Here is a 24,276-nt window from a genome sequence, read left to right on the forward strand (position 1 = left end):
GGCGGGAGGTTTCACACGATGCAATCCGCCATCTATCCGAGCACCGAAGACGTGATTTCGCCGGAGGTCACCAGGACCGGCGCCGCCGCCGCGCCGGCCGTCCAGCAGAACGCCGCGATCCCCTCGAAGCTGCTCTTCGGCGTGCTTCCCCTCAAGCGCCTCATCCCCCAGGACGTCCACTCTGTCCTCGACTACTCGAACGGCCTCATGGTCGCCATGGCCGGGCTCGCCTCGCGCCCACCTGAGGCAAAGGTCGCCGGCGCGCTCCTGGGCGCATCGGTCATCTCCGTGTCTCTGCTCACCGACTACCGGCTGAGCCTGGCGAAGCTGATCCCGATCGAGATGCACGAGGTGCTCGATTATGCGTGGAGCGCGTCCGTGATCGCGGCGCCGTTCGTGTTCGGGTACAGAAAGCGCGCGCCGGTCGCGTCGCTGATTCAAATTGCCACAGGCGCCGCCAACATCATGGGGTCGCTGATCACCGACTACCGCGCGGCGCGCGGGAGCATGCAAGCGGCCACGTAGGCGGCAGGCCCGCCGTGGAGGCTGGCCGATCTCGCCCTGAAGGGCGGCTCGATCGCCGGCGAAGCTGGCGCCCCGCAGCGCGAGCGCTCCGCGTCGCGTGCGGCCCTCACCGCAGGATCAGGCACGTCGTGGTGGCGTGAGCGTACAGGGTGCCGTCGGCGTCGCGCAGCGTGCCGTCGGCGGTCGCGTGGCGCTTGCCGAGGTGGACGACTCGCCCCTCGGCGAGGAGCTCCGGACCGCCGGCGCGCGGGGCCCGGACGAAGCTCACCTGGAGCGACACGGTCGAGTAACCGACCCCCGCCTCCAGGGCGGTATGGACGGCGCAGCCCACCGCGGAGTCGAGCATCGTGCTCAGGTAGCCGCCGTGGACCGTCCCGATCGGGTTCTGATGCTGCTCGCCCGGGGAGCTGGCGATGACGATCCGACCGGTCTCGATCGCGGTGATCCGTAGCCCGAGGAGGTGAGCGATCGGCGCCGCCGGCAGCTCGCCGTTCATCATCGCCGTGAGGTAGGCGAGGCCGGACATCGATCTCACCTTCTCCGCGGCCGGCGCAGGATCCGGCCATGTCACCACCAGCTGTCGTTCCTTGTTCGTCGTCATGAATCCATCTCTCCCTCTTCCTGAACCCTGAACCCTTGTGTCCGGGCGAGCCCCGACGGGTGAGCCTCGGAGCTTACCCGCGCAGGGCGGCGCGCTCAACATCGCCGCCGCTCATGCGCCCGACGCGGGGCGCGCCAGCGTGCGTCATCGCGACGCGCACGATCTGCACCTCCTCGTCGCTGACCACCGCGCGGACCATCTCGGCGATCCGCCTCCAGACGGAGTCCCTGCGATACGGCAACCCGACCTCGACGCACAGCGCCTCGACCTCCCTCGCCACCTCTCGGTATTGCCGGAGCGGCAGGTCGGGCCAGAGGTGGTGCTCGATCTGGTAACCCATGTAGCCGTGCAGGAAGTCGGCGGCGCCGCAGGGGCTCTCGTAGTTCACCGAGCCGACGATCTGCCGGACGTAGTACTCCTCTCGGCTGCGCGCGGCGCCCTCGAAGATGGGGATGTCGAGGCCGGTGTGGGTCGGCGCGATCACCGCGAAGCTGTGCAGGTTCGACAGGAGCTCCGCGGCGAGGCTGTTGACGAGCACGCCGAGCGCTGCCCAGCGGCCGAGCGGGAGGAACGCGAGCGGCAGGAGGACGAAGTGCACGAGGGCGTACGGCAGGTACGAGCGGAGCAGCATCTCGCGGTCGAGCAGGGCGCTGGGCGACCACCCCGCGCTCGTGCGCTCCAGCGGCGGGGCCTCGCCCGCCCGCTCGCGGCGGCGGCGGAGGGCGCTCCGGGTGGCCGGACCATAGTAGATCCACTTCCACGTGCACGCGGTCAGGAGGAGCGCGAGCGCGCGGACGAGCCTCGGCTTGCGCTTCAGCCAGGCCATGTTGACGGCGAGGCGGTCCGGGTCCCGCTCGTCGCCGGTATAGCAGTGATGAGCGACGTTGTGCTGCGCCTGCCACGCGTCGGCCTGCAGCCAGTCGAGCCAGTCCCAGAGCCTCCGCCTGCCGCGCGCGAACGTGCGGCTGTGCCAGGCAGGATCGCCGGCGGCGACGCCGTCGTACGCCTTGTGAAGCACAGGATGCGCGATCACGACCCACCTGGCGAACCGGCCGAGGGCGATGAGGACCGTCGAGACGAGGTTGGGCCCGAGCGCGGAGGTCGCGTAGCCGGCGGCCGAGAACGCGCGGCCGAGCCACGACAGGCGCTTGATGTGGCGCAGGTCCTCCGGGCCCGTCCGGGCCGCGACGCGGGCGCGGAGCGCCTTGATGCCCGCCATGAGCCGCCGGGCATCGTCGGCCGACAGGGCAGCATCGCGAGGGGCCGTGTCGGTGGCGCTCGGCGCCGCGAGGGAGCTCATAGCATTGCTCTTCATTTGCATCTGCACCTTCATCTCGATTGTCTCTGCGCCCGGCGTGGCGGCGGCAGCGATGGACCGAGCGCTCATGAAGCGCGCCCGGGTGCCCGGTGGCGGCGCAGCCAGGCGGCGATCTGCGCGTACGGAGTCGCCGGGACGGCCTCGCCGAGGCCGAGATCGAGCCGGCGCGGAAGGGCGATGTGGCCGCCGCCATCCATCCACACGACGCGGGCGGGCGACGAGAGCCCCTCGTGCGCTCCGAGGCCGGCGAGGGTCGCCGGAGGCACCATCGGATCCTGACGCGAGTAGAGGAGCAGCGCCGGCGTGACCAGCGAGCGAAGGAGCCTCCCGGCGCCCTGAGCCTCGTAATATGCCTCCGGGTCGCCGAAGCCGAAGCGGCGGACCACCGTCAGGCGATCCCACTCGCGCAGCGTCTCCGCCCGATCCACGACCGAGGGCGGGACCGGCATCGACCGCCGCCGCGCGACCTCGCGGTACATCCGCTTCAGGCCTCCGAGGACGTGGCGCCGGTACACGGCGCTCTCCCGGCGATCCATGTGGCTCACGGCGCGATCGAGGTACAGCGGCGAGCAGATCGAGGTCACGGCCGCGAGCCGCGGGTGCCGCGCGGCGGCGAGGTGGAGCGCCAGGTGCCCGCCCATCGAGAAGCCGATGACGAAGACCCGCTCGTACCGCGCGACCGTCGGATCGCCGCTCAGCACGGCCGCGATGTCCTCCCATAGCCCCGCGTGGTGGAGGTCCTCCGGATCGCGAGACGAGCCGCGCTGGCCGAGGCGGAGCACCGACAGCCCCTGCGCGCGCAGGGCAGCCGTCGCGGGGCGCTGGTAGGCCGAGCGCACGTCTCCGCCCATGCCGTGCAGCAAGAGGACCAGATCGCGGCTGCCCGCGTACGGGAAATACAGGCCTGTCAGCGTCGCCGCGCCATGGGGCCCGCCGGCGACGCGGAACCGCCAGGGGACCGCGGACGGGAGCTCCGGGGCAAGGCCGCTCCTGACGAAGCCCGCGATCGTCGCGATGTGCCCGCGGACCACGGAGGTGCGCTCGCCGCGCGGCGCCGCGGCCTGGGCGGGCGCCATCGGCGATGCGCGGTGGACGGCGTTCTGCTCGATCATCGGTCCTCTCCTCTTCTTCTCCGCCGCGCGGGGCGGCCCGGTGCGGCGCCGACAGGCTTCCTTCGTCATTGCAGCAACGATGCCAGTCGTCAGCGGGCCTCGGCCCTCACGACGCCGGTGGCCGGAACCTCGGCGTGGGCGCGCCCGCCGGACCCCACGCGAGCGAGGTCCTCCCGGCGCGCGGCCAGCCGTGACCAGGGCGCGCTTCATCGAGGCCTCGCCGGTCAGGGCGACCGCGGCGCGGTCATCCGCTTGCTCGATCGAGCAAGGCATGGCGCTGCCGGCGGCCCGCGCTGTCAGACAGGTAGAGGGCGCCGGCTCCAGCTGAGGGCGCCAGCCCTTCAGCCGAGGAAAGCGCCGCCGGCGCGACGTGAGGGCCTCGCAGCGCGGAGAGCGCCGCGGGACGAGCGGCGTCGCGCCCTTGCAGCTGGCTGGCATCGCGGTTGCCATGCACGGGCGCTCAACGACGAGGGCACCCCTGCCGCGCTGCGCGCCGGCCGTACCCGCGTCCGTGCAGACAGAAGGTCTGCGCAAAGGAGCCAACTCATGAATCCCGTGGCATTGACTACAGGGGCTGGACAGATCGTGGCCGGGGCGGTGCTCGGCTATCTCACCGTTTCCATGGCCGAGTCGTTTCTCCACCGGAACGCGCTGCACGCGCGCCTCCAGGTCCGCCGCGCGGCGCAGCGGCTCGGGCCCGCGGGCCGCCCCCTGCTGCGCGCGTACATGAGCCACGCGGTGGTGCACCACGGCAAGACCTACCGTGAGAGCCACGTGCGGCAGTTCCAGAGCCAGGAGGAGCAGGAGCGGCTGGACCGCTGGATCGTCGAGACCCAGGGAGACCGGCGGATCATCCGCGAGAGGTACGGTGTCTCGCTCGCCGGCCTGGGGATCCTCGCGTTCGTCGCCCCGGTGCTGCCGTTCTTCGCGCTGTACGCGTTCTTCCTCCCGGCGGCGGCGTTCGTCGGCGCCCTGCTACCGCTCGTGATCTACCCGCTGTCCTCGCTCGTCCTCCACCCGTACCTGCACCTGCCGCGCGCCGAGGCGATGGCCCGCGCGTCGCGGCCGACGCGGTGGCTGCTCGAGACGCGCTACGTGCGCTTCATCTCCCGCCACCACTACCTGCACCACCGGTACGTGCACTGCAATTACAACCTCCTCTGGCTGGGCGACCTGCTCCTCGGACGGCACCGCCTGCCGAGCGACGAGGATCTCGTCGAGATGCGCGGCCAGGGGATGATCTGCTAGCCGGGCAGGCCGAGGTCCGCTCCCTCGTGCTCCGCGACGGCTGCTCGAAGCCTCCAGTCTGAATTTGAAATCTCCCAGGAGGCTCCCAACACAATGATGGTCATCACCGCACCCTCGCGCGGCGCGGGGCTCCGCGCTCCTCCCGCGAGGGGGATGCCCCGTCGAGCTCGTCCTCGGCGGCGCGCTCGAGCGCCGCGCGGAGCTCGTCGTCGGCCGTGGCCTCGGCGGTGACGCGGATGAGGCCCCGCGCCTCGGGATATCCGGCGATCCGCAGGAGAAGGGCCACGCCGATCCGGCGTTCCGGCGGGGCGCTGGCGTCGTCGAGGGCGTGGCGCACGTCCTCCAGGGTCAGGCCGGCCGCGCGGTAGTCGCCGGCGGCGAGCATCTTGCGGAGATCCTCGCGCCAGGCCGCGGGGTCGCGGCCGCGCCGCTCCAGCGCCTCGACGCCGCGCGGGGCGGCGCCCCCCGCGGAGCAGATGATCGCTCACCTGTCCACGCTGGTAGCCCCTCTGAGCCACCCCCCTCGGCGTCAGCAAAGGCGTCCGAAGACATCACTCCAACGGGACAATGTAACCCAAAATTGATAAATCCGTTCCGGCTGGTTGCATCATGAACAACACACAGGACGAAGGAGCGCATTCCGTCGTCAGATCGACGATTCTCACTCAAAGGGCTGTTTCGAGGCGTTTTCTGCCGGTTGACGCTGCGCGGCCGGCGTAGGTACGGTCCGGGCATGCGTTGCGGTGCGCACCTGCTGGTCATCTCGCTGACGCTTGGCGCCTCGACAGGTTTTGCCCGTCCGGCCGATGCACAGGAGCGTTCTTCGGCCCCGGCGCGAAGCGACGGCTCGAAGGTAAATGAGCATATTCGCCGTGCTCGGCGCGCACGCGACGCCGGAAGGTGGGCCGAAGCCCGCGACGCCTACGAGGCGGCCCTCGAAGCCTCGGAACAGTCCCCCAGCGCGCAGCTCGACCCCGCGGAGATCGCCGGCGAGCTCGGCGTCTGTGAGCTGGAGCTGGGCAACTACCGTGAGGCGGCGGAGCACCTGACCCGAAGTCTTGAGCGACGCGAGCTGCTGCCGTTGGAGGTCCAGAGGCGGTTCAAGGTGGCACAGCTGAAGGCTGCGTTTTATGTCGTGACACTCCTGCTCTCCGTCGACCCGCCGGACGCCGAGGTGTTCATCGATGACCAACGCATGGGTCGGGTCGCCGGGACCTACAAGGTGTTCCTCGAGCGCGGACGACACGTGGTGCGGGCCCGGGCGCCGGGCCGCGCGGAAGCCATCCATGTGTTCAACGGCGAACGGGGCGCGAAGCAAGAGGTCTCCATGCAGCTGCCGCACGCCGCCGTGAGCAGCACCAAGGAGGCTCCGCCGGCGACGCCGGAGCCCGTGCGCGCTTCGCCAGCTGCGCGCGCGCAGGCTCCCGGGCCATGGGCGTCCTGGCCGGGGACGCTGCGGATAGGCGGCATCGCGATCACGACGGCAACCGCGGCGACCGGTGCGGTCCTCCTCCTGCGCGCTCACGTCATTCACACCAGCCTGCGCGAGGGCGACGTCGTGCGCCGGCAGCAGGGGTGGACGTCTCACACCTGCCGGGAAGCGAGCGCGCCAGCAGCGTGCGCCGACATCCATCGCCAGGTCGACCAGAGGAACCTGCTCGCCACCCTGGGCAAGGTGTCGCTGGCGACGAGCGCGGTGTTCGGCGTGGCGACAGCGGCCTCCTTTCTCACGGAGGCCGCGTTCTTCGGTGCGGCGCCAGGAGCTACGGGCGTCCGCATCGTGCCCGTGACCACGAGCGAACGGGCCGGTGTGCTCCTCGAAGGAGCGTGGTGAGGGGAGGCATGGCCATGCGTCCTGGGTCCGGTGATCAAGGTCGAGGCGCCCTGCGTTCCCTCGTGCTCATGGCGCTCGGCATGGCCGGCGCCGCCGGCGTCTCTGGGTGCTATTCCGAAAGCTGCGCGGAAGGCTACCTGTGCGAGATCCCTCCGCCGGAGCCATCGCCTTGCGACGGCGACCCGGCGACGGCGCCAGCGCTCGACATGTGCGGGGTGTTCGTCAGCGAGCACGGCGACGACAGGAACCCGGGCACGAAGGCAGAGCCGGTGAACACGCTCCAGCGTGCGATCCGGCTGGCCGCTGGCAGCCAACGAGGCGATGGAAAGGGGCTGCCCCGGCGCGTGTACGCTTGCGGCGGAGCGTTCAAGGAGGCGATCACGCTGCCCTCGGGCGTCGATATCTGGGGTGCCCGCCTGTGCGCTGGCGGCGATTGGTCGTATGTTGGACCGAATCAGCTGACCACGATCGCTCCTCTCGCGGGCATCCCGCTGCGCGTGACCCCGGGGGAGGAGACGTCCACGATCTTCGGCGTGCGCGTGGCGGCGGCGGACGCGTCCGCGAACGACGGCAAGTCGTCCATCGCGATGATCTTGAGCCCGGGGGCCAAGGCGAACGTCGTGTCGAGCGAGGTCATCGCGGGCAACGGCAAGGATGGCGAGCCGGGGGAGGGTTCGTCCAGCGAGCGAGCGCCAGGCGGCGTCGTGGGCAACGATGGCGCGGACGCGTGCACGGCGGAGGCCGCCGCAGGCGCCCGCCCGGTCGTGACGGTGTGCGACGATGGTATCCGTTCGCTGGGTGGATACGGGGGTGACGGCGGGATCGAGAGGGGCGGCGATGGTGCTTCAGGGCTGCCGGAACCGGTCGGGAATCCGGACGAGCGCGGCCTGGGCGGCTCCGGCGCGGTCGGCATGAACTGCAAGGATGGGGAGAACGGAGCATCCGGCGCCGATGCGGAGCGCGCCGCCGGAGCGGTTGGCGATGGCCTCCTGGGCGTCGACGGATGGGTCGGCGTCCGCGGGGAGGACGGGAAGAGGGGCGGCGTCGGTCAGGGCGGCGGCGGGGGTGGCGGCGGCAAGGGGCGCGACCCCATGAGCGCGTGCCCGACAAGTCGGCCCCAGGGCGGTGCGGCCGGCGGATCGGGGGGCAGCGGCGGCTGCGGGGGCAAGGGGGGCGGGGGGGGCAGCTACGGCGGCGCGAGCATCGGGATCGTTGCCTTGAAGGGGAGCGACCTCACGGTCGATGCCAGCACGGTCCTCGGGGCCAAGGGCGGCGATGGCGGTGTCGGCGGAACGGGCCAGTGGGGCGGCCTTGGCGGTTGGCCGAGCCACGGTGGACACGCGCCCGCGGACGGCGCGGCGCACGGGTGCGGCGGCGGCGGTGGCGGCAACGGCGGCCGCGGGGGAGATGCCGGCGGCGGTCTCGGGGGCCACTCGCTCGGCATCGGCTCCGTGGGCGCCTCCGTGGCCATCATGCAGAATGCGACGGTCTTGCCCGGACGAGGCGGCACCGGGGGGCTCGGCGCCAACGCAACCCCGGAAATCCCGCTCGGCCAGGGGCAAGGCGGGATCTCGCAGTTCTGGTACCGGTTCGATGCGCCAGCCCCGGAACCGCCTCGATGAACCGCCCTGTGCTGACGGCACCCGTCAGGAGACGCACATGAGGAAGAGCACTGCGGCTACCCTGGTCCTTCTGCTGTCCCCGTTGGCGACCGGCTGCGGAACTTCGCCCGGCGTGAACGACCCTGGCGTGAAGCCTTGTGAAGCCACCTCGTGCGAGGACGAGCCGCCCCCGGAGTCGGTCTGCGTCGAGCACGTCGCCGCCGATATCCTCGACGACGGCTGTGGCGTGTTCCTCGCCGGAAACTACGGTTTTGGCGACGACAGCAACCCCGGCACGAAGGCGAAGCCGGTGTACACCGTCGCGCACGCCATCGAGCTCGCGCGCGCTGGACGAGGGCGCGTGTTCCTCTGCAATGATGGATTCATCGTGGAACAGATCAGGGTACCCTCCGGCGTGGATCTCCTCGGGGGCTTCCACTGCCGAAAATGGGATCGCGACCCCCGGCGCCCGCAGACCACGTTTTCTCACAAGCGGGTCTTCGGCCCCATGGTGGTCGTCGAGCCCGCGGGACCAGAGGACAGCGGGGCCGCGGACGGGGTATCGACGCTCGCCGATCTTTACGTTCGCTCGGCGGGCGAGGTCGGCGTGCTCGTTCAATCCAACACCGCGGTGGAGATCCTGCGGAGCGAGATCTCCGCCCGCGTAGGACTCGGAGGCTCCGATGGCGAGCGGTGGCAGTCGATCCAACCGTACGGACCGGACGGCAACTTCGGTGGGGACGCGTGCTCGGCGGCCGTCGTCGCCGGCGGGCCTGCGGTCGTGAACCAGTGCGACAACGGGGCCACGAGCACCGGGGGCAAGGGAGGGGACGGGCGGCCCGACAGCGCCGAGGATGGAGGCGATGGAGCACCCGCCGACCTCTTGCCGCCCCCGCACGGCGGTATCGGGGAGCAGGACAACCGCATTTGCGAGACCGGATCCAGCGGAGGCCCGGGGGCTCCGGGGACGCAGGGCGCGCCCGGCGAGGGCATCGGGCGCCTCACCGAGACAGGATGGGACGGCGATACGGGGGGCGAGGGGACCTGGGGCACGCCGGGCCAGGGCGGCGGTGGCGGGGGCGGTCGTCGGGGTGGGATCGCCCTGTGCGGCGTGGCCTCCATGGGAGGCCCAGGCGGAGGCTCGGGCGGGGCTGGCGGCTGCGGAGGCCGCGGGGGCCGCGGGGGATCGAACGGACAGCCGTCCATCGGGCTCATCGCGCTCCACGCCCGGGTGACCGTGCGCGACACCAAGATCACGGCGGACTCCGGCGGCGATGGCGGCGACGGCGGGGAACCCCAGGACGGCGGCAGAGGCGGCCGAGGGGCGCCGGGCGGAACGCTGGCGGATGAACTCGCCGCCTGTTTCGGCGGCATGGGCGGCCAAGGAGGGCCCGGCGGCTACGGCGGCCCGGGGCGCGGCGGCGACTCGATCGGCGTCGCCTACCTCGACGAGGACCAGCTGACGCTGGAGGGCGTCACCATCGAGACCGGACTGCCGGGCAAGGGGGGCACCAGCTGGAACCACGATGGCAGCACGACGGTGGCAGAGGGCGGCAACGCCTTCGAGACGCTCAGGTTTCCTGAATAGCGGTGCCGCCCGCGGCCGCTCCGCCCTCGGCGGCGGTGCGGCCGAGCTCGATCCTGACCGTAAAGCAGCGAAGTGATGTCTAGAGCGACAAACGAGTTGAAACCACGAGAAAAAGCAGGAATTTCACAGGGAGGCGGGGAGGCGGGGAGCGAGAGACCGCAAGAGGGAGAAATTCATTTTTTTCTTCCTCCCCGCCTCCCCGCCTCCCTGTGAAGATTCTCCGGGTTTCAACGTGATCGGTATTCTAGATACCCAGCGGGCCAGGCTCGTGCCGGAGGAGGACCTCGCCGCCGATCGGTGGTGGGGCGAGGGCGCGGAGGCCGCCGTCCTTCCAGTGCAGGAAGACGAGCGATGGGTCTTCGAGGTCGCGATCGAAGGTGACGGCGAAGCGGGTCGGCTGACCCGCGTCGTCGGCGAGGACGCGGACCGACCAGGCGCCGAGCGGGACGACGTCGCCCGCGCGGAGGGGGTGGCGCCTGGCGCGGACGACGTTCTCGAAGGCGCCGTCGAGGAGGCGGCCCTCGACCGCGATCTCGAGGGTGCGGGCGTCGACGCGGCGGACGCGGTGGTCGTAGCCCGCCATGCTGAGGAGATCGACGGTCGCGGGCGGGGGCTCGAACGCGAGCTGGAGCCCGGACGCGAGGTACATGCCGACGAGCGGATCCGAGAGTCCGATGCCGAGGACGCGCATGCCCTCGCGTCGAGGGATCTCGGCGCGGGCGAGGACGTCGAGCGCGGTCCTCGAGGTGGTCGTGAGGTGGAGGGTGCCGAAGAGGAAGACCGGCGCGGCGAGCACGACGTGGAGGAGACCGAAGAGGGCGACGCCGGCGCGCGCGGGGGCCGCGGCGAGGGCGCGCTCGTCCGGAGCGCGGCCGGCGTGGAGGAGGACCGTGGCGAGCGCGGCCAGGATGCCGAGGTTGGGGAGGAAGAGGACGCGATCGCCGGGGATGCCCGCGGCTCCGGGCAGGAGCGCGAGCACGGCGCCCACCAGCAGCCAGCGGACGGTGCGCGCGTGCTCCGGCGCGATGCGCCGCAGCGCGCGGCGGAGGAGCAAGGAGAAGGCGACGAGCGCGAGCACGCCGAGGGTCGCGAGCACGCGCGCGGCGCGGGCGTTGATGGCCGAGAACTCCGAGGGGACGCCGAGCAGCGCGGCCTCGGCGAAGACGGCGAGGCGCACGGGGAGGGCGGGCAGGAAGGCCGACGCCTCGGTGATCGGGTCGAGGTAGCCGCCGGAGCCGTAGGCGCCGAAGTGGAGCGCCTTGTAGGTGATCGCGTAGACGAGCGCGAGCGCGACCCACGGGGCGAAGGCGCGGGCGCGGCGGGCGAGCGGCTCGTCGCGGCCGAGGAGCTCGTAGGCGAAGACGTAGGCGAAGACGCCGAGCGCGGCCTCGCCGGCGAGGAGCGCGAGCGCGGCGCAGGCGAGGGCGCCGACCGCCGCGCGGCGATCGTGGCGCTCGCGGGCGCGGAGGTGGAGGGCGAGGGCGCTGAGCCCGAGCGCGCCGACGATCGCGACGTGGCGCGACGAGGGCCAGACGGCGGCCATCCAGTGGGCGGGGGCGATCGTGAACATCAGGGCCGCGACGGCCGCCGTTCGCTCGGGGAGGAGGCGCCGGAAGAGGAGCGCCGCGGCGAGCACGGCGGCCGCGTACCAGGCCATCGAGTGCACGTGGTACGGTAGCGGATTGCGGCCGGCGAGCGCGTGGTCGAGCGCGAGCAGGCCGCTCGAGAGCGGGCGGAAGAACGAGAGGCGGAGCTCGGGGAGGGTCCACCAGGGGAAGGTGCCGCCGCCGAAGAGCTGGGCGCGCTGCTCCGCCGATCCGTTCGCGAAGGTGTAGAGACGAAAGGGGCCCGGCTCCGGGGAGGCCATCGCGCCCTCGAGGCGGAGGACCATCATCTGGTCGTCCGTGTAGAGCTGGGCGAAGAGGGAGGGGAGCGGGAGGAGGAGCGCAAGCGCCAACGCGATCCAGAGGGCGCGCGGGAAGCGGAGCATTGCGCCATCATGGGGCGCGCGCGGGCGAGGTGAAGGAGGGATCGGCTCGGGGCTCACGGTTCCGCGTCTGCTCCCACGCGCCGACCCCGCAGGTCCAGGCCGTGACGCGGGAGGTGTCTGGCGGCCAGACGCATCGCTCACCCTCCTTGACACACCGTCGGTCGGGCCGACGACCAGCACGCCGGCTCCTTCTTCTCCTGGCCGATCAAATCCTCTCCCACGCTTCCTCATCCAGGGCCGGAAACGTCACCTCGCACTGCCCCGGCTCGATCCCTTCCACCCGCGCCAGCCCCTGCCCGTCGAGCGCTCCCTCTCGCACCGATCCATCCGGCCCGGTGATGCGATACCGCTCCCCAGGGATCCCCCTCCCATCCTCCCCGATGAGCTGAATCTCGATCCACGCCAGATCTACCCGCCGCCTGGCCTCCCGCTCCGCGGCCCGCGTCTCCTCGACTGGCGGCTCGGGCTGCTGCGCGGACACGCCAGCCGACATCGCTCGGTGGACGCGGTACGCGACGAGCCTGCCGTCGTCGAGCGCCCTGCGCACTTCCTCTCGAAGATGCTCGGTTCCAGTGAGCGGGCCCTGGAGACGCTCGACGCCGAGGGCAGCGCAGATGTCTGCGAGCAGGCGCCTGCTCTGCAAGTCATCAGGCAACCACTCGATGATTCGCCATGAGGCCTCGAGGCGAGATAGCAACGTTGCTCCATGGGGAGCTCGCGTGTTCAACCCCCGTGCGATCCATATCGAATCCCAGGAGCTTCCGACGTACCACGAGTCAAACATGAGCCATGCTTCCGGCGGTTCCCTGGCCTTGTGCGCGGGGACAGGATCCTCCGGAACGGGAGCGGGCGCAATCGCGCGGGTGCGCAAAAATTGCAGTGTTGTCGAAGTTCTTCGGCGCGACGGTCGCGTGAAGCTCGCTGATCTGGCCGCCGGCCATCGACGGGGGAGCCGCCGCTGCCCGGATTCGCGTACGTTGATCGCGTCGAGGAGCGATCATGTCGAAACGACATCGCGTCGGTGTGGGAGAGTGTATTTCGAGCATCGCGCTGCGCTACGGCCTCCGGCCCGAGGCTTTGTGGGATCACCCCGACAATGCGGAGCTCAAGCGGCAGCGGCCCAACATGTTCCAGCTCGTGCCCGGCGACGAGATCGCGATCCCAGCAATCAGGGTCCGCGAGGAGAAGGCCGTGACGGGCCGGCGACACACCTATCGTCGTCGCGGCGTCCCCGAGCGGCTCCGCGTTCAGCTCAAGGACGACGAGGCGCGTCCGCGCGCCGGCATCCCGTATCGCATCGACATCGACGGCTCGCTCCTCGATGGCGCCACCGACGGCGAGGGCCGCATAGAACACTGGATCGCGCCCGACGCACGGCTGGCCCTGTTGACGCTCGACGCCCCCGAGGGGCCCGAGGAGTACGAGATCCAGCTCGGCCGGCAACGACCCGCCGCGGACGATCCGCGGATCATCGCGTGCCTCCGCGACCTCGGGTTGCTCGGAAGCGGGGAGGACCCTCCGAGCGTGATCGCGGCGCTCCGCGCGTTCCAGGCGTCCCGCGGGATCGCGGTGACAGGCGACGCCGATGAAGAGACCATCGCAGCCCTGGCGGTGGCGCGATGAGGTGGCGGAGAAAGTGCCGGGCTTGCCGGCGCAACGTCGGCAACGAGCAGTGGTATTGTGATACGTGCCACGGCAAGCGGTGCCGCGTTTGCGGCGCCATGACGCCCTTCTCGATCTCGCCCATGTGCGCGCGCTGCAAGGACAGCGGGGAGAAGGCGCCGAAGTCCATCTCTCGCGACCACTTCGACGATCAGGACGCGAAGGAGGTGTGGCACTTCTGCTCGCTCTGCGACGACGTCCGCGTCAAGATCGAGCACGATCTCTGTCGGATTTGCTTGAAGACGACGCTGGGGTCCGACTTCTCCGAAGAGAGCGTATCCATCGAGACGGAGCGCGAGACGGACGATGAGTTCGAATCGTCCGAGCCCGAGGAGGATGACCGAAAGAGGAAGGTGCCCCGCGCTCGCGAGGGGCGCGACGGGCGGAGGAACCTGGTCAATTTCTTCATGCCGGTCGGCGTCCGGCTCGGCCTCGTCACGTGGAACGTCGCCCACTTCGGCGACGGCCCGCTCGAGCTCCGCGCGTCGCTCGCTCGAGCCTTCCGGCAGACGAAGGACTTCCTCGAGAAGAACAGCGCCCGCTCTTTCACGCGCAAGTTCGCCTCGTACCTCGACGAGTACGAGCGCTGGGAGTACTTCTGGGAGAAGTGCGGCTGCGAGGGCGACTCCGACGCGAAGGAGGAGCTCGCCAAGGCCGTGAAGCGACACCGCGGCGAGGGGAGGCCGGAGAAGCGCGACGAGGACGACGAGCCCGAGCAGAGCGACGAGGCCACGGGCAAGAAGCTCGAAGAGCGGGAGGAGGCCGACGACTCCGATGTCCCCGAGCAGCTCAGCGAGGCGCTCCACAAGGCGTGGAGCGCGTACGACAACGGACACTGGCGCTCCGAGGCGCAGCTGCGGGAGCTGTGGAAGGACTATTTCGCCAGCGCCTTCGAGCTTCATCGCGCGGCGTTCGATCGATTCGAGGCCGAGTGGGGGCTGCTCTTGAAAGAGGAGTCCGAAGAGGCCCTCCACGACGAGGTCATCCTGGATGTCGTCGCGCTGGTGGAGGCCACGAAGGCGCTCCGCGCGGCGGCGAAGATGGTCGTCCTGCCGCTCCTGCAGCTCCGCGTGCGCGCCAACCTGGCCAACAAGATGCAAGAGGGCGCGGAGGTGCCCGCGCCCAAGCGTCCCAGGAGACGTGAGGCGGAGGCCGCCCAGGCGAAGCGCGAGGCTCTCGCGAAGGCGCGCGAGGCTCTCGCCGGGGCGCGCAAAGCCTCTGGATGGCCCGTCGGGCCGACGCTCACCCGGGTGGTGGCGCACGACCAGATGCTCCACCGCGTCCTCGTGGCGCGCCACATCGTCGAGATGTTCAGCAAGAACGAGTGGCTCGACGCGATCCTCCTCCAGGAGGTCAACAAGGGGGTCGGGACGCTCGTCGACTACCTCGAGCGGCACGGCATCGCCTGCTTTCCTGGGTTCAAGATGGTGTCGCGCTCGGGCGCGGGATCGCAGACCGAATACTACCCGCTCGCCGTGCGCCAGGGCGGCAAGATCGTCGATGTCCAGGCGCTGTGGGCCTATTACAACGAGTCCGGGGAAGATCTCGACGAGCAGTTGATCGTCAATAACCTCAGGGAGTCCAAAGACCTCTCCTGGAGCAAGGGCAAAGGCATCTACCGCCCCATCCTCGGCTTCGACGTCCGCGTCGTGAACGGGAGCAACGGAGACCGCGTGGTGCGCGTCGGCGTGGTGCACACGAGCCCGGCGGGCAACGAGATGAACCGTCCCGACGTCTTCGCTCAGGTCGAGCGCCCCTTGAAGGCGCTCTCCCGCTCGTACCATCCCATCGCCGTCGGCGGGGACTATTACCTCGCGGCGGAGGCCGTCACGACCAAGTTGAGGTCTCTCTCCAGCTTCGGACAGGAGCTGGCGAAGCAGACGAAGGCGCAGCAGCTCGAGGCCATGCGCCGGGCGCTCCACGAGACCGAGGACGAGCTCAAGCGCGCCAGACGAGAGCTCAAGAAAGCTCCGCCGGAGGAGGACGACGACGATCTCCCCTCTTCATCGGGGAAGAGACGAAAGTTGGAGAGCGGGGAGCGGATCGTGAAGCCGAACAGGCGAGCGGAGCGCGTTTCGGAGCTCGAGCGCAAGATCCCCATCCTCAAGCGGACGATCGAGTCCGTCGAGTCGGACACGAACCTCATTCAGTTCATCCGCAACGACCCCTCCGTCCGCATCAGCGTCGAGGGGAAGATCAGCGCTCTCGGGCTGGACGTGGCGCAGCCGCTCGGAGGCACCAACTGGAAGAGCAAATCCGTCGTCGCCCCCGACCGCGCCCAGGTGGCGGATTTCTTCGTCTACAGCGGGGCGCGCAGCAATCCCCTGTTCGGCAAATGGTTGGGGGCGCGCGTGGGCCTCGTCGATCCGTCCGGCGGCCTGCGCATCATGGACGGCTGGGAGCTCATGACGGCGAAGTACTGGCGCTGCGTCAGCGATCACTTCCCCGTGGGCATCGTCCTCTCGATGAAGCCGAACGACCCCTGGATCGAGCGGTATTTCGTCGACGGCTGGAGCTTCTCGCCGTGGGTGCCCTCCCGCACCGCGCCCATCGTGCGTCTTCCGCGCGAGGTGCTGGGCATCGTCAACCCCGGCAACACCTGTTACGTGAACGCCACGCTCCAGCTCCTCGCGCGCATCGATCTCGCGCAGCGCTACGTCGTCGGGCACGGGGTCCCGGACCACCAACTGCGCACGCTCGCCGAGACCGTGGAAGGGGTCCTCAAGGTGCGCGCCGCGCAGGGGCAGAGCGCCACCTACGCAGGGCACGGCGAGCACGCCCGTTACACCACGGCGCTGACGGAGGGCGTGCGCGTCGAGCTCTGCGCGCTGAGCGCGGTGCGCGGCCTCGGCACCCAGGAAGACGCCGGCGAGGCGCTCCTGTCCATCCTGGGTGCCTTCGATCATCGGATCCGCGGCTTCGATCAGCATCGCCAGGTCGATCTCGCGAGGGCGGTCGACCAGGGAAATTTCGCCGCCGTCCGACCGTCGCAGTTTCATTTCATCCTGGAGGTGGAGACGAAGTACGAGCTCGGCGACGCGGGGACGGAGGATCCGGGGGACGACCTGATCGAGGTCACGGACGAGGGGGTCTCGAAGCACCACGCCTGCGAGAAGATCCTCCTGATAAACCTGCCGGAAGATCCTCCCGAGCCCGAGGAGATGAGCCGCGACGAGAAGCCAGTGAACAAGGATGACGAGGAGCAGCCCGACGGAGACCCTTCGCCGCTGGATTTCCATGCGCTGCTGAGGGACAGCTGGGACGTCAAATACGAGTCGGACGAGGGCACGGTACGCGTGCGGAGCTCGAAGGCGTATCACCCGAGCGCGCGGAAGAGGCGCGAGACGACGACGGTGAAGGTGGCGCCGGATCACTGGCTCGTGGCGCTCAACCGCTTTGGCTGGGGGGAAGACGGGGGCGGAAAGAAGAAGCGCCAGGTCGATGTGCCGCTCGATCTCGGAGGAAAGCCCCTGAGAGCGTTCGTGGTCCACATCGGCGATCGCGCCACGGAGGGCCACTACCTCGCCTACGTGCACGTGAGCGGTCTCTGGTACCGCGTCGACGACGAGCGGGTCCACGACGGCGTGGCCATCGACGAGGCCGTCAAGCACGCCTACCTGCTCTACTACGAGTGAACGGGCGGCGGCCGGCCCCGGTCGCCGATCACCGCCGACCGTGGTGGACCGGGGCGGGGAGAGGGTCGCTCTTGCGCTCCGCCGCCGGTGTCGCGGCTCCCGCCGCGGGCGCCGCTACGCCGCCCCCTCGCGCAGCCACTCGCCGAACCGCTCGCCGATCATCAGCGCGGTCAGGTTCGTGTTCACGCTCGGGATGGTCGGCATGATGCTCGCGTCCGCGACGAGCAGCCCCTCGACGCCGCGGACATGCCCGCGCCCGTCGACCGCCGCCGCCGGGTCTCCCTCGGGCCCCATCGGGGCCGTCCCGCACGGGTGATAGCCCGAGCCGCAGCTCCTGGTGATCCACCGCTCCAGCGCCTCGCGCCGCATCAGCGTGCGCTCCGTGGGCCAGACGAACCAGCCGAGATCGCGCATCGGCGCGGTGCGGGCGACCTCGTACGCGAGCTGCATCGCCTCGACCGCCCGCGCGCGGTCGTCGCGGTCGACGAGCATGTTCGAGACGATGCGCGGCCGCGCGTGGGGGTCCGCGCTCACGTGCTCGATGCGGCCGACGCCCCGCGGCTTGCCGATGCAGCAGGCGATCGCGAACGCCGGGATCGTGAGGCGCGGGTGCAGCGGGAAGAAGGAGCCCGGCTGGAGCTGCATGTCGTTCGGGTACTGGCTGCCGCGCGACGTGTAGCGGAGCACCGTCTGGACCAGCGGCTGGCGCAGGGCGTCGATCAGCCCGCGGCGGCGCGGCCACAGGCCGATGACCGTCCCCGGGTGATCGAGGAGCCGCGCCCCCACCGCGGGCACGTCCGACACGAGCGGCACCCCGAGGCGCGCGAGCTCGGCCCGCGGCCCGATCCCGCTGCGCAGGAGGATCCCGGGCGTCGCGATGGCGCCCGCGCTGAGCACCACCTTCCGCGTCGCGACCACCTCGACGCGCCCGTCCGTCTCGATCTCGACCCCCTCGACCCGGCGGTTCCGCACGAGCACCCGCCGCACGGTGGTGCGCGGCCGCAGCCGCAGGTTCTCGCGCCGGCGCACCTCGGCGGTCAGGTAGCAGCGCGCCGCGCTCATGCGCTGGCCGTCGATCTTGTTCATCGCGTGCGGCCCCACGCCCGCGGTCGCGCGCGGATCGTTCGTGTCCGCGCACTCGGGGTGGCCGAGCGCCCTGCACCCGTCGACGAACGCCCGCTGCCAGGGCACGAGCTCCTCGCGCGGGGCGCGGCGGATGGGCACCGGGCCGCCCTTGCCGTGCCAGGGCTCGCCGAAGTCGCGGTCGTCCTCGAGCCGCTTGAAATAGGGCAGGCACGCGTCGAAGCCCCACTCGGGCAGGCCGAGCGCGGCCCACTCGTCGTAGTCGTACGGCTGGCCGCGGATCGCGATGCACGTGTTCACGGCCGAGGAGCCGCCGACCACCTTGCCGCGCGGGAACAGGAACATGATCTGCCCGGGCGTCGGCCGGTGGCGATAGCCCCAGTCGTGCAGGAGCCACGAGTTGCGGGTGCCGTCCCGCAGGTCGGCGGGCAGGCGCGCCGGGTCCGGGTAGTCCGGGCCCGCCTCGAGCAGCAACACCTCGCGATCGGCGCGCTCCGTGACGCGCGCGGCGATCACGGCGCCGGACGAGCCGGCCCCGACGACGACGAGCTCCGCGGCGCCTGCCGCGCGGGACGAGGAGGAAGGCGAGGAGCGAAACACCTTGGAAACACGACCTACACGGGTTCGCGCCGCCGGGCAACGTGCCCTCGAAACTGTCTGCGCCGTATGACTTCCGTGCGGTTGCAGAGCGTCCCTCGTGGCGCGCTCGTGGCGCGCCCGTTCGATGACTCGCCCGGGAGGTCCCATTGGAAACACCGAGGTTCATACAGGGCGTCTACTCGTTCGAGGGGCAGGGCCTGGAGCGACCGGTCCCCCTCCGTCCCGCGATCGCGTACACGGTCCCGCCGGACAGGCGCGCTCAGCTGATTTACCTGCGCGCCGGCAACTCCAGCGCCGAGCTGGTCTATCTGCTGCTCACGCGCGACGGCCAGCCGATGCGCTACTTCCCGATCGGCGCCAGGGCGGCGCTCCACGTGCCGCTCGTCATCGTCGAGGACATCCACCCGGAGAGCGTGCTGGAGCTGTCCGTGGGCGCGCCCGAGGGGGTGCGCGGGCTCGCGACCATCGATATCGGCCTGGCGGAGATCTGAGCCATGCGGAAGGAGCGCGAGGTCGTGGGGATCGGCAACGGGATGGCCGGCGCCCGCACCAGCGCGGCCCGTACCCTGGGGATCCCCGGCGCCGGCGGCCCGGCCCGCCGCGCCGGACGCTCTGCGGTGCGCGGCGACGCGCTGCCATGCCCCGCGCCGCGCGTTCGGGGGTACGCTACCGGGGCGCGCAGGCCGGCGTCGCCTGCAGGGTCCCCATGGTCAACACGACGACAGCCGCACCGCTCTCTCCCGGCACGGTCCTCGGGGGCGATTTCCGCATCGTCCGCCCCCTGAGCCAGGGGGGCATGGGCGCCGTGCTCGTCGCCGAGCAGATCTCGACGGGCAAGCCGCGCGCGGTGAAGCTGATGCACGCGCAGCTCGCGCAGGACCCCCGCTTCCGCGAGCGCTTCGAGCAGGAGGCGCGGGTGGGGGCGCGCATCGAGAGCGACCACGTGGTGGAGGTGGTCGCCGCGGGCGTGGATCCGGCGACGCAGACGCCGTGGCTGGCCATGGAGCTGCTCGAGGGGGCCGATCTTTCGGCCGTGGTGGCGCAGCGCGGCCCGCTGCCGCCCGACGAGGTCCGCGAGCTCACCGGGCAGCTGTGCCACGCGCTCGCGGCGGCCCACCGCGCGGGCGTCGTGCACCGCGACCTCAAGCCCGAGAACGTCTTCATCGCGCGGCCCCGGCAGCAGAACGTCCGCTTCAAGGTGAAGGTGCTCGACTTCGGCGTGGCGAAGGTCGTCGCCGAGACGCGGGCCAGCTCGCTGATGACCGCGTCGGTCGGGACGCCGCTCTGGATGGCGCCCGAGCAGACCGAGCTCGCCGTGCAGGTCACCCCGGCGTCGGACGTCTGGGCGCTCGGTTTGCTCGTCTACTACCTGCTCACCGCGCGGCTCTACTGGGTCGAGCCCAGCCGAGGGCAGAGCGCCTCGGTCATGTCGCTCCTGCGCGAGGTGCTCTTCGGCCCGCTCGACCCGCCTTCCGCCCGCGCCGCGCTCCAGGGCTGCGCGCACCTGATCCCCCCGGGCTTCGACGCCTGGTTCGCCCGGTGCGTCGCCCGCGACGTCCGCGCCCGCTTCGCCGACGCGGGGCAGGCCATGGCGGCGCTCGACCCCGTGCTCGCGGCGGCGTCCTATCGGAGCGCGCCCCCGCCGCCGGCGCCGTCGTTGCCGGTCCCGCCCGTCTACTCCGGCCCTACCTACCCGGAGATCTCCCGCACCGACGTGGGCGGCGCGGCGGGCGGCACCCTGGCGCTGGTCCAGGTCCCGCCGCGGCGAAAGGCGTCCCCGCGTCGCTTGCTCGCGTACATCGGCGGCGCGCTGCTCATCGGCCCGGTCGCCATGCTCGGGGGCGTGCTGGTCCACCGCCACCTGAACCCGCCCGAGCGCGCCGAGGTCACGCCGCGCCAGGGCGGCGCCGGCGCGGCCGCGGACACGACCGCGCGGCCGCCGGGCGCGGCGGCGAGCAGCGAGCTCGACCTGGCTGGCACGTACGACATCGTCTCGTCGCGCAACCCGGGCGGGCAGGGCAGCTACGCGGGCAACGTCCTCCTCTCCAGGACGGGGAGCACGTACCGGATCGCCTGGATCATCACGAAGGGGGCCGGGTACGAGGGGATCGCGTTCGTGCAGGGGGAGACCCTCGCCGTGGGCTGGGCGAGCGGCGGCCCGTACGGCGCGGCCGCCTACCGCATCGACGGCGGTCGCCTCCGCGGGCAGTGGATCTCCACGGACAGGCCCGGCCAGGTGACGGCCGAGGAGCTGCAAGGCCCCGAGGGGCTCGCCGGCAGCTACCGCATCGTCGAGGGCGGCCGCCAGGGGACGGTCGTCATCGCCCCCGCGGGCGACACCTACGCCGTGACCTGGATGCTGAGCACCGGCGCCCTCAAGGGGGTGGGCATCCGCTCGGGCGATCAGCTCGTCGTGGGCTGGTCGCCGGGCCAGCAGGTCGGCGTGGTGAGCTATGCGGTCGAGGGCCGGCAGCTCGTGGGGCGCTGGGCGAGCCTGGGCGGCACGCTCGCCGGGACCGAGACGCTGGCGCGCCGGTGAGCCCGCGTCCTCGAGGCGCGCCGCGAGGCGCGCTTCGATGGCGGAGCGGCGCCCGGTTGCCGCCGGAGGGCGGGTAGGCTCTCCTTCGAGGGAAGGACGAGGGGGAACGGCCCCTCGAGCGCGCCGCCATGAAGCCCACGTACGAAGCTCGGTCGCCGGAGGTCGTGACGGAGGCGCAGCAGGTGGATCGCCTGCCGGCGCTGATCGAGCGGATCGCGGAGGAGACGCGCCGCGATCAAGAGGGCCGCCGCGTCGAGCTGCCGTCGGGGCGCGTGGTCGAGGTGCGTGGCGCCGCGGGGGAAGCGGGCGAAGGAGAGCGCGTGACGGTCCGCAGCGCGTCCGGGGAGGTCGAGCTCGACGTGCGCTTCACCCCGAGCGGGCCGGTGCTGCGGATCCGCGCGGCAGAGCTGGAGCTCTCGTCACCGGGCGCGGTGCGCGTCGACTGCGACCGCTTCCACGTGCGGGCCGAGCACGGGATCGTGCACGAGACAGGCGGCGACCTCGCGCAGACGGTCGCGGGCGACGCGACGACGCGGGTGCGCGGCGAGCTGCGGGCCGAGGCCCGCCAGGCGACGATCGAGGCAAGGCGCGGCGACGTGCAGCTCGTGGCGAACGACGACGTGCAGCTGCTCGGCGAGCGGATCAAGCTGAACTGCTGAACGCGTATTCCGCGCGTTTTGGCGGTTCCTGATGTACGGCGAGCGTCGTGCTCACGACAGGCTGCGGCGTTCTGGCGGGATCCGTGCCGAGTGGTGCGAGATCGAATCCATGTGGGCCAGGACGCCATCCGCCGCCCTCGTTCGCTGGAGCGTCAGGCTGTTCTGCTGGACTTCGGTGTGGGCTGGCACCCACGATGGGCTGCAAGACGAGAGGGGGTGGGCACTACCCCTGCCGCGACCGATCAGAGTTGCCCATACTCATGAATTTGATCACGCTTTTCTCCCTTGTCGGACTCCAGATCGACGACGACCCCGAGGCGCGATTCGACGCAGGCGGCCCAGAGGGTTCCATGCGTTGGAACGCTGGTCCAGGCATTCATCTCGGTTATCGATATGAGCCCATCGATCCTTCGATCGAAGATTCTTATGTCCCTGAACCGTAATCCCGACGTGAAGCCGAGCTGGACGTTGAGATTGAGGGAATAGACGTCCCCGCCGAGGAACAGGTCGACGTGCGTGGTCCGGACAAGGGTCCCCTGCGGCCTCAAGGTCGTGGTGAACATGGGAAGAACGGCTCCGATCAATCTGTAAAGTTGAAGGTTCGTGGCCGCGCTCGCCCGGAACGGTCCGGCTTCGAACGTGGCATGAACACCCAGTTTCTTGCCTTCTATCGTCGACATGCTCTCCTTGCCCACTCCAACGCCGATAAAGTACCCAATGTTGAGCTCTCGGGTGGGACTCGCGGTCTGTCCGAAGCTCACCATGACTGTATGGACGGCCCCCGGAGCTGTTCCGCCATCATATGTGGCTCCAAGTCTCGCGAGGTGGGGGAGCTTTGTCTGAACGATGCCGTTGAGGTAAAGCCCGTTCCAGTGGAATTTCTCTGGGGGACGTTGCTCTTGCGCTGGTGCCAGAGCGGCAAGAGTAAATACTCCGAGCCCTGATAGCACGCGCAAGAACGGCTGCTGTGGCCTGCTCGAACGGCGGGCCAATGGCTCCCACGAGATGAACGGCGGCGTGAGATACGTCCGAGTCACTCGGTCTGCATGCGGGCTATACACTCCGGATTCTTCACCAGCTCATTTATGTCGATGTCGCCGAACTCGCTCCTGAGCATGTAGGAATTTTCCATCGCGTCGACGCCGCGAACGTCGCTCATGAGATCTGAGTGTGATCCGTCCTCGAAGGATTTTGCAATGACGACACAGATCGAGTGCTGATTTCGAGCGAGGTCTCGAATGCTCAACACGGTTTCGCAGTCGATCGTGCTGCTGCCGAGTATGGACTTGTATGCGTCGAAATGTCTCCTGAAGTTCGTGCAGTTGGCGGACAGCGTGTGCACCTGCGTCGCTGCCGATGCGATCATGCATTGCTTCGGAAGCTCTGGCTCAGGTGAAGGTGTAGGATTTTCTTCGTTGGTGTGGGGCTTTCCTTCTATCTGCTGAAGATGGTGATCGCGACGCTGGAGGGTCTTCTCGCAGCTGGCCAACTGTTTCCGGGTAGCGCTCAGAGTCGATCGAAGATCGGGATCGTCCTTGCTGGCGACGTCCCGGTGCGGCTGATTTCGGTCGTCGCGCTCTGCCGAGAATCTTCCCAGATTGTATGCCGCCGCGAGCGCGGCGATCGCGATGGATCCCAATCCAATCCATGTTGTCGGTGTCGGTGTCGGTGAGGTTCCCATCTGTCGGATGTTGCGGAGTGACGATGAACGTCGTCTGAGGTCCGTTTGGTGTGGTAAATGGGTCTCCGGGACAGCGTGAGCTAGTAGTAGCAGGGATCCTTCTTAATGGGCGTTATTCCGACCATTTGAGGGGTGATGGTTAGACTGGGATCGCCGCTGGTGGGCAGTGACTCGCGCCACTTGTCGCAGTTCTTTGTGCCTAGTATATCCAGGAACTGTTCTTGTCGTGGCGTCGTTCTCCCGCATCCGATTGGCTGAGGGAATCCGGGTCCCTGTACACACAGCGCTTGGCACGTGGGGGACGGATCTGTGCACGTCGGTGTCGGTCTTTCGTCGAAGATCGTGCATCCAGTTTGGGATAGCACCGTCGCGGAAATGAACTGGGTGAGGCGGGAACGGATTGTCCTTGAACGGCAGCGTGCTGCGGCCATGGGCTCCTGCTCTCTGGGGCATTTGATGGTGACGCACGTTTGCCTCAATGAGGAGGATACAGGAAAGGCTGTCGTTCTTCGGTGAATCCGTGCACATGGCCGCGAGCGAGCTCGTCGAGCTCGCCAAGGCACGCGCGAGATGTCCGGGACGTCGCGCGCAAGCGATGAC

19 protein-coding genes are annotated in these 24,276 nt (G+C 70.2%); 10 read left to right on the top strand and 9 right to left on the bottom strand.

Annotation, left to right across the window (positions count from 1 at the left end; genetic code table 11):
* Window positions 1–18: 18 nt before the first annotated feature.
* Window positions 19–525 (top strand): hypothetical protein, encoded by a 507-nt coding sequence (locus WME85_RS21305; protein ID WP_437840536.1) that lies wholly within the window; start codon window positions 19–21, stop codon window positions 523–525.
* Between the two features lie 106 nt (window positions 526–631).
* Here WME85_RS21305 and WME85_RS21310 read toward each other — a convergent pair whose 3' ends face one another.
* From WME85_RS21310 to WME85_RS21320, 3 genes are all read right to left on the bottom strand, one after another.
* The gene (locus WME85_RS21310) at window positions 632–1,126 is read right to left on the bottom strand and encodes a PaaI family thioesterase (protein WP_437840537.1); all 495 of its coding nucleotides are present in this window, start codon (window positions 1,124–1,126) and stop codon (window positions 632–634) included.
* A 73-nt stretch (window positions 1,127–1,199) separates the two neighbouring features.
* On the bottom strand, window positions 1,200–2,441 hold the full coding sequence (locus WME85_RS21315; protein ID WP_437840538.1) for a fatty acid desaturase family protein: 1,242 nt from the start codon (window positions 2,439–2,441) through the stop codon (window positions 1,200–1,202).
* A gap of 68 nt (window positions 2,442–2,509) precedes the next feature.
* The gene (locus WME85_RS21320) at window positions 2,510–3,556 is read right to left on the bottom strand and encodes an alpha/beta fold hydrolase (RefSeq protein WP_437840539.1); all 1,047 of its coding nucleotides are present in this window, start codon (window positions 3,554–3,556) and stop codon (window positions 2,510–2,512) included.
* Window positions 3,557–4,102: 546 nt separating this feature from the next.
* Between WME85_RS21320 and WME85_RS21325 the strand changes: the two genes are divergently transcribed.
* Entirely contained in the window at window positions 4,103–4,804 is a 702-nt protein-coding gene (locus WME85_RS21325; RefSeq protein WP_437840540.1) for a hypothetical protein, read from the top strand.
* 103 nt (window positions 4,805–4,907) lie between these two features.
* Here WME85_RS21325 and WME85_RS21330 read toward each other — a convergent pair whose 3' ends face one another.
* Window positions 4,908–5,189 (bottom strand): hypothetical protein, encoded by a 282-nt coding sequence (locus WME85_RS21330; protein ID WP_437840541.1) that lies wholly within the window; start codon window positions 5,187–5,189, stop codon window positions 4,908–4,910.
* 348 nt (window positions 5,190–5,537) lie between these two features.
* Here WME85_RS21330 and WME85_RS21335 point away from each other — a divergent pair, with 348 nt between their 5' ends.
* From WME85_RS21335 to WME85_RS21345, 3 genes are read left to right on the top strand one after another with little or no spacing between them, the layout of a single operon-like run.
* Window positions 5,538–6,638: a tetratricopeptide repeat protein gene (locus WME85_RS21335; RefSeq protein WP_437840542.1), complete on the top strand. Its 1,101-nt coding sequence runs from the start codon at window positions 5,538–5,540 to the stop codon at window positions 6,636–6,638.
* A 14-nt stretch (window positions 6,639–6,652) separates the two neighbouring features.
* Complete coding sequence (locus WME85_RS21340) at window positions 6,653–8,260, top strand: hypothetical protein (protein WP_437840543.1); 1,608 nt, start codon at window positions 6,653–6,655, stop codon at window positions 8,258–8,260.
* 37 nt (window positions 8,261–8,297) lie between these two features.
* Window positions 8,298–9,827: a hypothetical protein gene (locus WME85_RS21345; RefSeq protein ID WP_437840544.1), complete on the top strand. Its 1,530-nt coding sequence runs from the start codon at window positions 8,298–8,300 to the stop codon at window positions 9,825–9,827.
* A gap of 244 nt (window positions 9,828–10,071) precedes the next feature.
* Here the strand turns inward: WME85_RS21345 and WME85_RS21350 are convergent, their stop codons facing one another.
* A complete protein-coding gene (locus WME85_RS21350; protein ID WP_437840545.1) occupies window positions 10,072–11,817 on the bottom strand; it encodes a hypothetical protein in 1,746 nt (581 codons plus the stop codon).
* Between the two features lie 205 nt (window positions 11,818–12,022).
* Complete coding sequence (locus WME85_RS21355; RefSeq protein ID WP_437840546.1) at window positions 12,023–12,601, bottom strand: hypothetical protein; 579 nt, start codon at window positions 12,599–12,601, stop codon at window positions 12,023–12,025.
* A gap of 215 nt (window positions 12,602–12,816) precedes the next feature.
* On the opposite strand from WME85_RS21355, the gene WME85_RS21360 reads away from it, so the two are divergent.
* Both WME85_RS21360 and WME85_RS21365 read left to right on the top strand, forming a co-directional pair.
* Window positions 12,817–13,440, top strand: a complete 624-nt coding sequence (locus tag WME85_RS21360) for a peptidoglycan-binding domain-containing protein (protein ID WP_437840547.1) — start codon at window positions 12,817–12,819, stop codon at window positions 13,438–13,440.
* Window positions 13,441–13,538: 98 nt separating this feature from the next.
* Window positions 13,539–17,114, top strand: coding sequence for a hypothetical protein (locus tag WME85_RS21365; protein ID WP_437840548.1), 3,576 nt, complete (start codon window positions 13,539–13,541; stop codon window positions 17,112–17,114).
* 114 nt (window positions 17,115–17,228) lie between these two features.
* Here WME85_RS21365 and WME85_RS21370 read toward each other — a convergent pair whose 3' ends face one another.
* Window positions 17,229–18,797: a GMC family oxidoreductase gene (locus tag WME85_RS21370; RefSeq protein ID WP_437840549.1), complete on the bottom strand. Its 1,569-nt coding sequence runs from the start codon at window positions 18,795–18,797 to the stop codon at window positions 17,229–17,231.
* 146 nt (window positions 18,798–18,943) lie between these two features.
* On the opposite strand from WME85_RS21370, the gene WME85_RS21375 reads away from it, so the two are divergent.
* The 3 genes from WME85_RS21375 to WME85_RS21385 all read left to right on the top strand — a co-directional run bounded on the left by WME85_RS21375 (window position 18,944) and on the right by WME85_RS21385 (window position 21,995).
* Window positions 18,944–19,288 carry a molybdopterin oxidoreductase gene (locus WME85_RS21375; protein ID WP_437840550.1) on the top strand — a complete coding sequence of 115 codons (345 nt, stop codon included), beginning with the start codon at window positions 18,944–18,946 and terminating at the stop codon, window positions 19,286–19,288.
* A gap of 146 nt (window positions 19,289–19,434) precedes the next feature.
* Entirely contained in the window at window positions 19,435–21,336 is a 1,902-nt protein-coding gene (locus WME85_RS21380; RefSeq protein WP_437840551.1) for a serine/threonine-protein kinase, read from the top strand.
* A 128-nt stretch (window positions 21,337–21,464) separates the two neighbouring features.
* Entirely contained in the window at window positions 21,465–21,995 is a 531-nt protein-coding gene (locus WME85_RS21385) for a hypothetical protein (protein ID WP_437840552.1), read from the top strand.
* A 242-nt stretch (window positions 21,996–22,237) separates the two neighbouring features.
* Here WME85_RS21385 and WME85_RS21390 read toward each other — a convergent pair whose 3' ends face one another.
* Window positions 22,238–22,951 carry a hypothetical protein gene (locus WME85_RS21390; protein WP_437840553.1) on the bottom strand — a complete coding sequence of 238 codons (714 nt, stop codon included), beginning with the start codon at window positions 22,949–22,951 and terminating at the stop codon, window positions 22,238–22,240.
* Between the two features lie 77 nt (window positions 22,952–23,028).
* Window positions 23,029–23,676: a hypothetical protein gene (locus WME85_RS21395; protein WP_437840554.1), complete on the bottom strand. Its 648-nt coding sequence runs from the start codon at window positions 23,674–23,676 to the stop codon at window positions 23,029–23,031.
* Window positions 23,677–24,276: the final 600 nt, after the last annotated feature.

This window comes from Sorangium sp. So ce1153 (assembly GCF_051521595.1).
In the GTDB taxonomy this organism is placed as follows: Bacteria; Myxococcota_A; Polyangia; order Polyangiales; family Polyangiaceae; genus Sorangium.